We start from the raw sequence: 14,291 nt of genomic DNA, 5'->3' as shown, positions 1-14,291 counted from the left end.
CGTCACCGTTAGCTGAATACCTTGCTTTTGTTGACTTCACGGGTGATGTTGCCGCCAATCTGACGGAACATCTCTTCGATTCTATCGTAGCCCCTGTCGATATGGTGAACATGCTCGACTACGGTACGGCCTTGCGCCGCTAATCCCGCTATGACCAGCGCAGCTCCTGCCCGCAGGTCGGTCGCTTCTACCGTAGTGCCATATAGCTGAGGCACGCCTCGAATAAAGGCGTTATTCAAGTCAACCCGAATGTCGGCACCCATGCGGCACAATTCGTCCACATGCTTGAATCGACCTTCGAAAATCGTTTCCTTAATCACGCTTACGCCGTCGGCTAACGATAGTAAAGTCATAACTTGCGCCTGCAAGTCGGTTGGGAATGCAGGGTATGGCGAAGTTACGATACGATCAACCGCCAAAGGACGCTTGAACGCACCGACTTTCATTATATCACTGCCTACCTCGATTTGAACACCTGCGCGCCGAAGGACATGGATGAGGGATGTCAGGTGGCCCGGCTGCGTATTCTCAAGCGTTACTTCCCCCCGCGTAGCCGCGGCAGCGACCATGACGGTTCCGGTTACGATCCGGTCGGGAATCACTTCGAAATCGCATCCGTACAGGGATTCCACTCCGTCTATCGTGAGCATATCCGTACCTGCACCGCCGACCTGAGCGCCCATCCGATTCAGAAAATGCTGCAAATCCTGTATTTCAGGTTCCCTGGCAGCTCCGATGATCGTTGTCCGGCCTTGCGCCAGAACAGCCGCCATCATGATATTTTCCGTAGCTCCGACGCTTGGGAAATCCAAGCTAATTTCGGCTCCTTTGAGACGACGGGCGGAGCAGACGATCCTGCTGCCCCTTTCTTCTATATTCGCACCAAGAGCCGCAAGACCGCGCAAATGCAAATCAATCTTTCTTTCGCCGATGGCACATCCTCCGGGCTGATAGAGCTGAACTTCTCCGAAACGCGCGAGTAGGGGCCCCATCAAAAACACCGATGAACGCATTTTCCGCATCAGCATCTCCGGAATGTGAGAGGATGTTGCGACTGCCGTTTCGACGGTCACCACCGTATCCTGATGTCGGGCCTTGCACCCGAGATCCCGCAATATGTCCAGCATGACTTCGATGTCAAGCAGCCGTGGAACGTTGCGGATCGTCACTTTTCCTTCCGCGAGCAAGCTGGCGGCCAAAATCGGCAAAGCAGCATTTTTGGCTCCGTGGATACGAATGGTGCCCGAAAGCGGTAGTCCGCCTTCAATCACCAAATTGTCCAAGGGTTTCACCTCCGGGTTACCGCTCACCCAACAAGAGAACCTCCGGTTCGAGTAGGATTCCGTTTTTTTGTTCGATTGTGTGTTGGACTCGTCGCATGAGGGTGAGGACGTCCTCAGCTTTGGCACCGCCGTGATTGACGATGAAGTTGGCATGTACTTGGGAAACTTCGGCGGCGCCTTCCCTTAGCCCCTTTAATCCGGCCGCTTCGATAAGCCTCGCGGCATGATCGTTAGGCGGATTGCGGAACACGCTGCCTGCGGTTGCCGCCTGCAACGGTTGGGTACGTCTCCGGCGGTCTTTGTAAGACGCCATAGCGGCAGCGATCTCCTTGCGGTCGCCGCCTTCCAGCCGAAATACCGCGCGGGTCACGATCCCCCGCCGTTCATGCAAAATGGAATGGCGATAAGAGAATTCCATTCCTACGTTCCCGAGCACTGCCCGACTTCCGTCTTCCCAGACGATGTCGGCTGACTGTAAGATACGTGAAATATCCGAACCGTGAGCACCGGCATTCATGTATACGGCACCGCCTACCGTTCCGGGAATTCCTCCCGCGAATTCAAGACCGGTAAGTCCTCCCTTGCCTGACATGACCGACAGCTTGATAAACGAATAAGATGCGCCTGCCGACACCGCTTCGCCATCAAATCGCACGTCGTCAAAACCGTCTCCTAACTTGATGACGGCTCCACGAATCCCTTTATCGGACACTAGAGTATTAGACCCCCGGCCGAGCACGCACCACGGCACGCCGTGGCGATGCAATAGCTGCAATGCCGTTGCAAGCTCATCATCGGTGCCCGGGATGAGAAACAGATCCGCAGGTCCGCCGATTTTCCAAGTCGTATGACCGGCAAGCGGTTCATTTTCCCGCACGTAGCCGATTCGTTCTTGTTCAAGCTGAGCGACCAACTGCTGCATGGTGTTATCCTCCTTACGAGTCCTTCAGGGTTGCACTTTGCCATCGTTACCGTTGCTTGCAAGTTCGGCAGTCACGATCACGCTGTATCTTATGACAACTGGGCGGTGGTGGTGACAATCGCCCATTAGCACCATTCCGAAGGACAAGATGTTGATGTTTATTTTCTCTGTTGTAACCGGATGATTTGTTCGTAAATGGCCGACGCAGCGTTCGGCATGCCTAACCCTTTCGAAGCCTTAGCCATTATTCCTCTACGCGCGGGGTCGCCCACAATAGAATTGACGTGGTCGAAAAGCGCTTTCCCCGACAGGTCCCGCTCCAAGATCATCACCGCCGCGCCGGCGTCCGCTAGGCTTCTCGCATTCGCCTCTTGATGGTTATTCGTCACGTTAGGCGATGGAATCAATATCGACGGAATACCTAACGAGGTGATCTCCGCGAGGAAAGAAGCTCCAGCGCGCCCGATGAATAAAGTGGACGCAGCGAGAACTTCGGGCATATTGTGGATATATGGAAATACATGTACCCGATTCGAGGAACCCGGAAGCGAACGTTGGATTGCTTCTTCCGTTGACTTATAGAATCTCTCTCCGGTAACGAATACGAAATGAACGCCTGGAATCTTGTCAATTAACGGTACCATTTGCACGATGGCGTCATTGAGAGCCTTGGCGCCACCGCTACCTCCCACAACGAGCACGAAAGGCGTTTCCGGTGCCATTCCAAGCGATTCGAAGCCTCTGCTCCGATTAGCCTGCAGCACCCTTGTGGCGCATGGATTGCCCGCGAATATAACGTCAGGGCATTTATCGAAGTAAGCAGCGGATTCCGCGAAGCTCACCGCCACGCCATTCACGTACCGGCTTAAAAACTTATTGGTCAAGCCCGGAATCACGTTCTGTTCGTGAATGAGCGTCGGAATTCCTAGACGCGATGCAGCGTATACTACGGGCCCGCACACGTAACCTCCCGTACCTACTACGACGTCCGGCTTGAATTTTCCAAGCAATTGCTTGGAACGACGCACGCCTTGCACGAAACGCACGACGGTCCGGACGTTCTCCCACGACAGGGAACGCTGGAACCCGGTGATCGTAATATCCTCGAACGCGATGCCCTGTTCCGGGACGATTCGGCTTTCCAAGCCTCGGCTCGTCCCGATATAGAGCAGAGACGATCCCGGCTGTCTTTCCGATACTTCGCGGCCAATGGCCAACGCGGGGTAGATATGCCCCCCCGTGCCTCCTCCGGTTAACACGACACGCATGAACGTCACCTCGAATAACGGGATAAATTAAGTAAGATGCCTAAAGCCGTCAACAACAGCGTTAACGAGGAGCCCCCGTAGCTTACTAGAGGCAACGTTACACCGGTGACCGGCAGCAGGCCGATAACGACACCGATATTGATCAGCACCTGTACGGCGAATATTCCGACGATTCCCGTCGCAAGAAAGCTGCCGAACGGATCGGACAAAGTAATCGCCGTTCTCATGCCCCTCCAAATCAGCAGCAGGAAAAGTAGAATGAGCAAGGAACCCCCGATAAATCCGAGCTCCTCCGCAAGAATGGAAAAAATAAAATCGGTTTGCGGTTCCGGCAAATAGTTATATTTTTGACGGCTCATCCCGAGCCCTAGCCCGACCAGCCCTCCAGGACCGATTGCATATAGCGATTGTATGGACTGGTAACCCGCGCCTAGCGGGTCTTGCCAAGGATCAAGAAAGGCCGTAATTCGCAGTAGTCGATAAGGCGCTGCCGCTATTAACCCTACTAATCCTAACACGCCTAGCAAAGCTAAGCCACCGAGATGGGCTAATCTTGCTCCCGCCACGTAAATCGTGAGCAAAGACGCTCCGATCATAACCGTCCCCGTTCCCAAATCGGGCTGAAGCATAATCAGGGCGAACGCAGCTCCAATTATCCCCAACGGAGGAAGCAATCCCTTCGTGAACTGGGTGATCTGATTCTGTCTTTCCGATAATAGCTTCGCTAGGAATAAAATCATCGCGAGTTTCATAAATTCCGAGGGCTGGATGCCGAAAGAACCGATGCCCAGCCAACTGCGCGCACCGCCTCGAACGACTCCAAGCCCCGGCACAAGCACGATGACCAGCATGGCGAAGCAGACGAGCAGTGCGGGAACGGCCCATTTGCGCCATAACGTATAATCCACGTTCATCGTAACGAACATGGAGACGATTCCCAGCAAAGCGAACAACAGCTGTCTTTTCACATAGTAATAGGAATCTCCATAATCATGAAAAGCCGCGACAGCGCTAGCGCTATACACCATCACCACGCCAATGGCCAGAATGCCAAGCGTAGCGGCGATCATCCATACATCGGGAACGGAACGGGATTTGGCCATGACCGGACACCTCACGGTTTGCAGAAGTGGGGACATGCCCCCTTCTACAACGTATGCGCCGATTGCTTAAAAATGCGACCTCGAACCTCATAGGACGGGAACATGTCCCAGCTTGCGCATGCGGGCGACAGAAGGACGATGTCCCCCGGCTCCGCCATGTCTGCGGCTTCCTTTACGGCTCGGCGAAGCGTTTGCTCGGCGTCCTCTACAGGTTCGACGATTTTCACGCTCGTTAAACCGGATAACTCGGCCACGCGCCCGATCTTCTCCCTTGTTTCCCCGATAGTCGCCAATCCCTTGAGCCTTTCGCGGAATACCGGCAATAGCTCCATATAGTCGGAACCTCTATCCAAGCCTCCCGCGATCAGAATCAGAGGGGAAGGCAAAGAGAGAATCGACATCGTCGTCGCCATCGGATTCGTCGCCTTCGAGTCGTTATAGAACTTCACGCCGCCGAACGTTCCGACATACTCCAAGCGGTGCTCGACTCCGCGGAAGTTGCGGAGCGGCTCGACAAGCTGCTTTGGCTTCGCGCCGGCAGCTAGCGCGATCGCGATCGCGGCTAACGCGTGGCGCCCGGGAATGCCCAGTTCTTCGACGCGCAGAATCCGCTGCTCAAGACCCCCATCGTCCCGATGGATAATCCATCTCTCCAGCTCGGCTTCATTCTCGCCGGGATGGATATTCGAATAAGGAGGATCAACCATGACGCCTCGCTCTAATTTCTTCGTTACGGAAAAAGGCAGCAAACGCCCTTTGAACTTACCCGCCAAACGGCGACAAATTTCGTCGTCCGCATTATAGATCGAGATGTCGTCTTCCGTTTGGTTTTCGAATAATTTCGCCTTGGAACCGACATAATCCTCCATCGATCCATGATAATCCAAGTGAGTCTCCGCAATATTAAGCAAACACGCTATGCGCGGGCGAAATTCCGACGTCCCTTTTAGTTGGAAGCTGCTAAGCTCGGCAACTAGCCAGCCGTTTTCGGCAACCTCGAGCGCCGCTTCGCTAAGCGGGCGTCCGATATTGCCTGCGACAAGCGGCTTAAGGCCCGCGGCTTCCAGCAGCACTCCCGTCAGTGTAGTTGTAGTCGTCTTGCCGTTTGAGCCGGTAATTCCAATGATCGGAGCCGGAGAAAGCTGTCCCGCAACCTCCACCTCGCTGACCACTTCTACGCCAATCTGGAGCGCTGCTACGATTGGCGGCGCGGTGTAAGGTATACCCGGATTCTTGACAAGCAACGCGGTATCCTTCGTCACGAGCCCGTCAGGATGGTGCCCGCACACAACAGAAATGCCCAAAGCCGTCAACTCATCGGCTTCAGGGCACTGTTCCCGCTCTTTCTTGTCATTGACGACCACTTCCGCTCCAATGCCGTGGAATAGCTTAGCGGCTGCTACGCCGCTTCTTGCCAAGCCGAGAACGACGACATGCCGTCCCCGGTAGGATGTAAGTTGCATCATCTCGTAATTGCCCCTTTATCGCGCTTAACTCACCTTGTACAATAGTAAACCTATGCCCGCAAACAGTAATCCGGCGAACCAGAAGGTCGTAACGACGCGCCACTCCGACCAACCCGACAGCTCGTAATGATGATGGATCGGGCTCATCTTGAATACCCTTTTGCCGCGCGTTTTGAACGAAGCGACTTGAATGATAACGGATAGCATCTCGAGAACGAATACGCCGCCGATCACGACGAGCAGCAGTTCGGTTTTCGTCAGAATCGCAACCGCCGCAATACCGCCTCCGAGACCCAGCGAACCGGTATCTCCCATGAAGATTTTCGCGGGATGCGCATTGTAGACGAGAAATCCGAGCACGGCACCGACAACCGCGGCGCTGAATACGGCAGCTTGAGGCTGAGTCGCCTCCAATGCGATGATCGCGAAAGCTCCAAAAGCCAGGGCGCTTGTCCCCGACAACAGGCCATCCAACCCGTCGGTAAAATTAACTGCGTTCGTAGAGCCCATGAACATGATGACAACGAGCAGATAATACGACCAACCTAGGTCTACGGACCAATCCGTACCCGGAACGCCAACGCTAGTGCTATGGTCCATTTGGTATAGGATAAAACAGAAAATGGCTGAAAATAAAAGCTGGCCGAATAACTTCTGCTTGGCGGTTAATCCGAGCGAGCGCTTGAACACGATTTTAATATAATCATCCAAAAATCCGACTAGACCGAACCCTAAACACGCGATAAGCAATGCCCAATATTCCGGCCCTTGGTCCGCGAATTTCAAAAACGCCAGAGTTAAGGCAACCAAGATGATAATACCGCCCATCGTCGGCGTTCCGGATTTCTTCAGATGGGACTCAGGCCCGTCATCGCGCACCTGCTGCCCGAATTTAAGCCTGCGCAGGAGCGGAATAAACAGGGGCCCGAATAGTACGGATAGTACGAATGATACGCCTAAAGTCCAAAAGATAGATGTGTAGTCCATTCCGTCACCCCCTGGCTCCTTTCTGCAATATCGTTACGATTTCTTCCATTCTCATACCTCTGGAAGCTTTGACTAGAACCAAATCATCCAAAGTCACATGTTTAAGCAGATAATCCGCTAATTCGCCTTTTTCCTCGAAATGCTTAACTCTGCCTCCCGGGAAATTCGGAGCAGCCTCTTCAAGCGTTCGTTTCGACAACGGACCGTATAGTAGGACATAATCTGTTTTGGATTCGCTAAGATAATTTCCAATATCACCATGCATAGCCGACTCCTCGGGTCCAAGCTCTAGCATATCGCCAAGCACGATCCACTTTCTCCGATAACCTGTCAGTTCGGCTGCCAGATTGATAGCGGCCTTAACCGAGGTAGGGCTTGCATTGTACGCATCATTCAGTATGATAGCGCCGTTCTTAGCTAAGCTGCGCTCTATCCGCATGCCGGTTAATTTAACGGAGCTTAGCCCCTCGCGTATTTCCTCGAACGACAATCCGAACTGCCTGCCGACAGCGATCGCGGCCAGAGCATTAACCGCGTTATGCCTTCCGGCCACCGGCAATTCAAAGCTCTCTTCCTCGTCTCCGGCAAGCGCGAAGCTGGTGCTGTCGGACGCGACCCTGATATACCGCGCGATCCAATCGTTGTCCGGATTTTCCCCGAAGGTGACGACCTTCACTTCTTTCGCAAGGTTCAGGGCTGCGAGTTCCTCCGTTAGCAATGGCTCGTCGCCATAATAGACGAGCGTGCCTCCCGGCTTCAATCCGTCCGTGATCTCAAGCTTCGCCCGCGCGATATTCTTCCGGGAACCGAGCCGCAGCAAGTGAGATTCTCCGACATTCGTTATGATCGCCACGTCCGGTTGCCCCAACGAAGACAATAAGGATATTTCTCCTTGCCCGCTCATTCCCATCTCCAGAACAAGGATTTCCGTATCTATTGACGCGGTCAATATCGTGAGCGGCAATCCGATATGATTATTGTAATTTCCCTCGGTTTTATGTACAAGATACCTTGCGGATAGAACGGAGGAAACAAAATCCTTAGTCGTGGTTTTTCCATTGCTGCCCGTTACGGCGACGACCTTAGCCCGCAAGCTTTCCAAATATCCGACGGCTAAAGCTTGCAAAGCTGCCAACGTATCATCGACAAGAATCAACGGAATGTCGATATTCGGCAAGGGTATGCTACTGTCCCATAGGGACGCGGCAGCGCCAGCTTCCTTCGCGGTAACGATAAAATCGTGCCCGTCGAATCGCTCTCCGCGCAAAGGCACGAACAATTGTCCCGGCTTAATCTTGCGCGAATCGGTGGAAACGCCGGTCAACACTAGTCCGCCGTTATCGGATTGACCGCTGATTCCTGCGGCGGCGCACCATTCGGCTACTTTTCCAACCGTTGACTGCATCAATGGATTCGACTCCTTATCGCTTCTTTCGCTACGAGGCGATCATCGAAATCCAGCGTGTTTCCTCCGATGATCTGATAGGTTTCATGCCCTTTCCCCGCAATCAATACTACATCGCCGGGGCTTGCCATTTCAACCGCTTTTTCGATCGCGATACGCCTATTGGGCTCCAGTTGGTACCGTTCCGGGGACACCCCCGCATCCTTCAGCCCGGCCTCGATATCCCTTAGAATGACTTGCGGGTCTTCCGAACGCGGGTTGTCGCTGGTCACGATGATCTTGTCGGCTAGCTCGGCCGCGATACGCCCCATGATCGGACGTTTCTTGGTGTCACGATCGCCTCCGCAACCGAACACGCAAATCACGTTTCCGGTGGTCAGTTCATTTACCGCCTTCAATACGTTCTCCAGTCCGTCAGGCGTGTGGGCGTAATCAACGATAACGGCATACGACTGCCCTTCATTGACAGGCTCGACGCGTCCCGGCACGCCAGCAATCCGCTCTAAGCTGCGAAGCGCATCGTCCAAGCTGATGCCTTCGCAGAGCGCGGCACCGAGCGCGGCAAGCGCATTGTAAACGTTGAACTTGCCGACAAGCCGCAAGTTGACTTGGCGATTGCCCCAGAACGAAGCCAACGAGAATGAAGTACCGCTCGCCGTAATCTTCACTTCCGAAGCCTTAAGATGGGCATCCTTCTCGATTCCGTAGGTTAGTACTTCGGAGGCTGTCAATTTGGCGAATCGAGCCGATGCTTCGTCGTCTGCGTTCAGAACCGCGTAGGTGCGATCCTCGGGATTGTCCGAATACGTATTGCCGAGCCTAGAGAAAAACAATCCCTTAGCGGCTTCATAGGCTTCCATAGTTTTATGATAATCAAGATGATCCTGCGTCAAGTTCGTAAAGACCGCGGTTTTGAATCGGCAGCCTTTGACGCGACCTTGCTCCAAGGCATGGGAGGATACTTCCATGACGCACCGCTCCGTGCCGGCCTCGACCATGGAATGGAAGATTCGCTCAAGCTCGAGCACGTCCGGCGTCGTTCCCGACATCGGCAGGCTTTGGCCCTTATAACGGGTTTCTATCGTACCGATGACCCCGGCGGACACGCCCGTATCCGACCAGATTTGTTCGATTAAATACGTGATCGTCGTCTTCCCGTTCGTTCCCGTAATTCCGATCGGGCGAAGCTTATGGGACGGTTTTCCATAGAAGTAATCGGCAATGATAGCCAGCGCCTGCCTCGTATCCGGCACGATGAGCTGGGTTGCGCCAATCGGCAATTCTCGCGCTGTCACGAGTGCCGCAGCCCCCATCTCGATTGCTTTGGCTGCATAGTCGTGTCCGTCTACCGTATGACCGGGCAAACAGAAGAATAAGCTGCCCGGCTTCACCTTGCGGGAATCGCTCTCCAAGCCATGAATGGGGACGGATGGGTCGCCGATGATTCGGGTAATCAGCATTTGTTGCGACAATTCAGATAGATTCATAAGAAATCGGCCTCCTGACGACGTAATACGTTATGTACACAATTTAATGTACACTCATTATGGTCCAATGACTCCCATTCATTCAAGGGGAAAAACAAACTTTAGTCCGATGCGCCCAGGTAGATTCGGATGACCGAACCCTGGTCAACCCTTGCCCCTGCTGCCGGCGCTTGCCGTACGACGGTTTTCCCGCTTCCAGAAGTTGCTAACTGGAAGTTCGTGTTCATATCCTCGTAAAGATCGGAAACCGTCTTTCCTACGAGATTCGGCACGGTTACGATCCGTTGCTCGCCGTATTTATATTCTTTCTCCACTTGAACGGTTCGCGGCTTCACCCCGAGGTAAGGCAATGCATCCGCCATAATATTATGCACGATCGGGGCCGCAACGACACCCCCGAACTGGATGCCCTGCGGGTTATCGACGGCGACATATACGATCAGTTGCGGATCGTCGGCAGGCGCGAACCCGATAAAGGAAACGATATGCTCGTTCTTAGAATACCGTCCGTTCACGACTTTCTGAGCGGTACCCGTTTTTCCTCCGACCCGATACCCGTCCAAGAATGCCTTCGCGCCTGTTCCTTGCGCAACGACTTTCTCCAGTGCTTCCCTTACTTTCTTGGAGGTTTCTTCCGAGATGACCTGTCTCACGAGCTCCGGCTTCGTTTCCTCCAGCACCATTCCGGTTTCCGGCTGTATCCATGCTTTGGACACGAAGGGCTTGAATAGCTTCCCACCGTTAATCGCCGCGGACACCGCCGTAATCTGCTGGATTGGCGTCACGGACACCCCTTGACCGAAGGCGGTCGTGGCGAGCTCCACGGGACCGACTTGCTTCGGCTTGAACATGATGCCGTTCTCTTCGCCTTTCAGGTCGATTCCGGTTTTCTTGCCGAATCCGAAATCGTAGATATATGAGAATAGCTTATCTTTGCCCAGCCGTTGCCCAAGCGTCACGAACCCCGGGTTGCAGGAGTTCTCCACGACCTCCAGGAAGGTTTGGCTGCCGTGCCCGCCTTTCTTCCAGCAGCGCAGCTTCGCGCCTGCCACCTCTATATAGCCGGGGTCATAGAAATGCTCGTGCTCCAGATCTACTTTCCCTTCTTCCAAAGCAGCCGCTAACGTAATGATCTTGAAGGTCGATCCGGGCTCATAGGTCATCCAGATGGGCAGATTGCGATTGTAGACCTCCACTGGGACTTCCTGATACTTGTCGGGTTGAAAAGTAGGACGGCTCCCCATCGCGTAGATTTCCCCGGTCTTCGGGTTCATTGCGATGGCGATGACGCTATTGGCTTGATATTGCATCATCGCTTGATCCAGTTCGCGCTCCACGATCGATTGGATCGTCTGGTCGATCGTCAGTTGAAGCGACAGCCCATCCTGCGGCGGCACGAATTGGTCCGAGGATTGCGGCATTTTCCTCCCGGCGGCATCGGACAGGTAAGATACGCTTCCTTTGAAGCCGGTCAATCTCTCGTTGTATTTCAGCTCCAAACCCGTCAAACCCTGGTTGTAGCTGCCCGTAAAACCGAGCACATGAGACGCCAAACTGCCAAAGGGATAATATCGTTTGTTATCTTCCGATACGACGATGCCCGGAAGATTTAATTGGCGGATTTCCTGGGCTTTCTCCGTCGTCAGCTTACGACCTCCGGGCTTAAGTTCCACGTTCGATTGCCGTTTAGTCAGCAGTTTAACGAGATTCTCCTCCGACATTCCCAGCGGACCTGCGAGAATACGGGCCGTCTCCCGCGCGTCCACGATTTGTATCGGTATTGCCATAATCGTAGGCGAGCTGACATTATAAGCCAACCGGGTCCCGTTGCGGTCTACGATCTCTCCCCGTTTCGCCTGGAACGGAATATCGCGCCTCCAAGAATCTTCGGCCTTCTTCGTGATTTCCCCGCCCTTCACGAGCTGGACGTAGCCCAGCCTGATCACCAAAGCCGAGAACGCTATGACCGCGAATATTAACGCCAAATACAACCTCTTGCGGACCGTAACCTGAGAAATCTTCATCGTAAAAAACCCCCTTTACCGGGATCGCCTGAACGTGCTTTCGCTTAGTTCAGACTATTCCAGGGACAAGAGGGTTAGAACAAGCCCTCAGCCCGAGGGCGACTCGCGATTCTCCGCCGCAAGCTGTCCTTGCGGCTTTAGCTTTAACTGCAGGATCCATTTCCCTTCAACCTTAACGGCCTTCTGGCTAGCGACGTAACCTTGTCCTTCCACGGTACAAGCGACTTTCAGCAGAGAGCACATCTCAAGGGCATCCCTTAGCGATAGTCCCTTAAGATCCGGTACATTACCGGGCTTCGTATCGGTTAACAAATAGATTTGCTGCGAGGCAGGAAGCACGCTTCCACCTTTAGGCAATTGTTGCAACACCTTGCTCCCCTTGCCGAGCACGCCCACCGGAAAGGAACGCTGAGTCAACTGTTTACGCGCTTGCGACACCGTCATCCCTGTTACATCAGGAACGGTTGCCGTTACTTCGGCCGTATTAACCGTCGAAACTGAGGGAGTCTCAGTAGCTTCTGCCGTTTGCGGCAAATTCGGCTCGATTCCAAGGTGATGCAACGATTTGCCCATGATATCCTTGAAGATTGGACCCGCAACCGAACCACCGCCCGCATTATCGATCTGCGGCTCATCTACGACGACGTACAGAACGACCTTCGGTTTTTCTACCGGCGCATATCCGATGAATGAAACGACATATCTGTCCTTGGAATATTCGCTCTTGCCGGTCTCGCTATTTCTGACTACCTTCTGTGCTGTTCCTGTTTTCCCCGCAATACGGTAACCGGGGATATATGCACTTCTGCCCGTTCCGATCTCTTTGTCGCTCACGACGGTTTCCAAGTATTCGCCAACCTTCCGGGATGTCTCGCCCGAGATGACTTGGCGGGTTACCTTGGACTCTGTCACTACCTTCTCGCCCGTCGACGGGTCGCTGATAGACTTCACGATATACGGTTGCATCAGCTTGCCGCCATTGGCGACCGCGGCTACCGCAGCTACCTGCTGGATCGGCGTTACCAATACTTTTCCTTGTCCGAACGTTGCCCTCACCACCTCGGTCGGATAATCGAGACTATAGGATCTAGAAATCTCGCCCGGAAGCTCGATTCCCGTTTTCTTGCCGAAACCGAAATCGTCAATATATTTGACCAATTTTTCCTTGCCCAGCATCTCGTGTCCCAGCTTAACGAAAGCTACGTTACTCGAATGCTTAAGTCCGTCTAGATAACTGATTACTCCCCAACCCCTCCCATTGTGATCGCGGATCTCGCTGACGTTCGGATAGCTGATTTTACCCGAAAGGTAAGTGTCCTCCGGCTTGAATAATCCTTCTTGGACGGCAGCTGCCAACGTCACGATTTTGAACGTCGAGCCGGGCTCGTATAACGACTGAATCGCATTATCCTTGAAAGCCGCCTGGTCGTCCGCGAACTCCCAATACGTGTTAGGGTTGTAGTCCGGCAAGCTGGCCATTCCGAGAATTTCCATCGTATTCGGATCCGCGGCTATTGCCGTAATGCTGATCGGTTTATATTTTTCGTATCCGGCCCGCAACGCTTCCTCGATATAGAACTGGATTTCAAAGTCTATCGTTAGCGTCACGTTCTTGCCATCGACAGCTTTCGTAAAGTCGACATCACCGTCAGGCAGTTGCGTCCGGGTACCGTCTTTCTGATAGGTAATGAACCCGGGAGTGCCGCTTAAATGCTCGTCGAGCTTCTGCTCCAGTCCTCCGACCGCTTTCCCGTCCTTCCTCTCGTATCCGAGAATATGGGAGGCGAGAGAGTTGTTCGGATAATAACGTTTCTGCTCCTCCATGAAATAAAGGCCTACGTCGGTTTTTACGCCTGCTATTTTGCGCAGCTCATCGCGAAAAGCGGACAAGCGATCCTTCACCGACTTGTCTACCTTCCATCCGTCCGGGCGGACTTCCCGCTGGTCCCGATACGTACCATCTTCCTTTTTGGCCGTGACGATCTCCCTGAGCTTGCTTTCGGACGTACCCAGTACGACATGCAGCTTGGAAACGATCCGGTCCGCCAGCTTCCAATCCGGATTTTTTGCTTCCAGCTCGGCGATGCGTTTCGGATTGACGGCAATCGTATAAGCGAGCGCATCCGCAGCCAGCACTTTACCGTCGCGGTCCATTAGCATTCCCCGCTCTTGGGGAATGGTTTCGCTCGTAATCCATGTCTTCATGGCTTGCTCGGACCAGAACTCGGCTTTTACCACCTGCACCCAATAGACGCGCACGATTAAACCAAGAAAAAGGAGGGTGATTAACCCTCCCATCAGGAGCGACCGCAATTTAATTCGTTTAGTCATGACAAATCCCTCTTC

At 53.6% G+C, this 14,291-nt stretch carries 10 protein-coding genes; all 10 read right to left on the bottom strand.

Annotated features, from left to right (window positions below; all coding sequences use genetic code 11):
• Positions 1-8: 8 nt before the first annotated feature.
• Positions 9-1,283 (bottom strand): UDP-N-acetylglucosamine 1-carboxyvinyltransferase, encoded by a 1,275-nt coding sequence (murA, locus tag E2980_RS01300; RefSeq protein WP_135150306.1) that lies wholly within the window; start codon positions 1,281-1,283, stop codon positions 9-11.
• A 16-nt stretch (positions 1,284-1,299) separates the two neighbouring features.
• The gene (gene murB, locus E2980_RS01295) at positions 1,300-2,205 is read right to left on the bottom strand and encodes a UDP-N-acetylmuramate dehydrogenase (protein ID WP_135150305.1); all 906 of its coding nucleotides are present in this window, start codon (positions 2,203-2,205) and stop codon (positions 1,300-1,302) included.
• 158 nt (positions 2,206-2,363) lie between these two features.
• Positions 2,364-3,473: an undecaprenyldiphospho-muramoylpentapeptide beta-N-acetylglucosaminyltransferase gene (gene murG, locus E2980_RS01290; RefSeq protein ID WP_135150304.1), complete on the bottom strand. Its 1,110-nt coding sequence runs from the start codon at positions 3,471-3,473 to the stop codon at positions 2,364-2,366.
• A 5-nt stretch (positions 3,474-3,478) separates the two neighbouring features.
• On the bottom strand, positions 3,479-4,576 hold the full coding sequence (gene spoVE, locus E2980_RS01285) for a stage V sporulation protein E (protein ID WP_135150303.1): 1,098 nt from the start codon (positions 4,574-4,576) through the stop codon (positions 3,479-3,481).
• Between the two features lie 44 nt (positions 4,577-4,620).
• Entirely contained in the window at positions 4,621-6,042 is a 1,422-nt protein-coding gene (gene murD / locus E2980_RS01280; RefSeq protein ID WP_135150302.1) for a UDP-N-acetylmuramoyl-L-alanine--D-glutamate ligase, read from the bottom strand.
• 24 nt (positions 6,043-6,066) lie between these two features.
• Positions 6,067-7,029, bottom strand: coding sequence for a phospho-N-acetylmuramoyl-pentapeptide-transferase (gene mraY / locus E2980_RS01275; RefSeq protein WP_135150301.1), 963 nt, complete (start codon positions 7,027-7,029; stop codon positions 6,067-6,069).
• Between the two features lie 4 nt (positions 7,030-7,033).
• Complete coding sequence (locus E2980_RS01270) at positions 7,034-8,434, bottom strand: UDP-N-acetylmuramoyl-tripeptide--D-alanyl-D-alanine ligase (protein WP_135150451.1); 1,401 nt, start codon at positions 8,432-8,434, stop codon at positions 7,034-7,036.
• Entirely contained in the window at positions 8,434-9,921 is a 1,488-nt protein-coding gene (locus E2980_RS01265) for a UDP-N-acetylmuramoyl-L-alanyl-D-glutamate--2,6-diaminopimelate ligase (protein ID WP_135150300.1), read from the bottom strand. Before E2980_RS01265 ends, E2980_RS01270 begins: the two co-directional genes overlap by 1 nt.
• Positions 9,922-10,022: 101 nt before the next feature.
• Complete coding sequence (locus tag E2980_RS01260; protein WP_135150299.1) at positions 10,023-11,945, bottom strand: stage V sporulation protein D; 1,923 nt, start codon at positions 11,943-11,945, stop codon at positions 10,023-10,025.
• Between the two features lie 87 nt (positions 11,946-12,032).
• Positions 12,033-14,276 carry a penicillin-binding transpeptidase domain-containing protein gene (locus E2980_RS01255; protein WP_135150298.1) on the bottom strand — a complete coding sequence of 748 codons (2,244 nt, stop codon included), beginning with the start codon at positions 14,274-14,276 and terminating at the stop codon, positions 12,033-12,035.
• Positions 14,277-14,291: the final 15 nt, after the last annotated feature.

It is taken from the genome of Cohnella luojiensis (assembly GCF_004564235.1).
Lineage (GTDB): Bacteria > Bacillota > Bacilli > Paenibacillales > Paenibacillaceae > Cohnella > Cohnella luojiensis.
This window is presented reverse-complemented; position numbering and strand designations above follow the sequence as displayed.

Excerpts from the sequence above, each read along its gene's own strand:
- E2980_RS01260 (WP_135150299.1), bottom strand. The coding sequence starts at position 11,945 with ATGAAGATTTCTCAGGTTACGGTCCGCAAGAGGTTGTATTTGGCGTTA.
- murB (WP_135150305.1), bottom strand. The coding sequence starts at position 2,205 with ATGCAGCAGTTGGTCGCTCAGCTTGAACAAGAACGAATCGGCTACGTG.
- E2980_RS01255 (WP_135150298.1), bottom strand. The coding sequence starts at position 14,276 with ATGACTAAACGAATTAAATTGCGGTCGCTCCTGATGGGAGGGTTAATC.
- murG (WP_135150304.1), bottom strand. The coding sequence starts at position 3,473 with ATGCGTGTCGTGTTAACCGGAGGAGGCACGGGGGGGCATATCTACCCC.
- E2980_RS01265 (WP_135150300.1), bottom strand. The coding sequence starts at position 9,921 with ATGAATCTATCTGAATTGTCGCAACAAATGCTGATTACCCGAATCATC.
- mraY (WP_135150301.1), bottom strand. The coding sequence starts at position 7,029 with ATGGACTACACATCTATCTTTTGGACTTTAGGCGTATCATTCGTACTA.
- E2980_RS01270 (WP_135150451.1), bottom strand. The coding sequence starts at position 8,434 with ATGCAGTCAACGGTTGGAAAAGTAGCCGAATGGTGCGCCGCCGCAGGA.
- spoVE (WP_135150303.1), bottom strand. The coding sequence starts at position 4,576 with ATGGCCAAATCCCGTTCCGTTCCCGATGTATGGATGATCGCCGCTACG.
- murD (WP_135150302.1), bottom strand. The coding sequence starts at position 6,042 with ATGATGCAACTTACATCCTACCGGGGACGGCATGTCGTCGTTCTCGGC.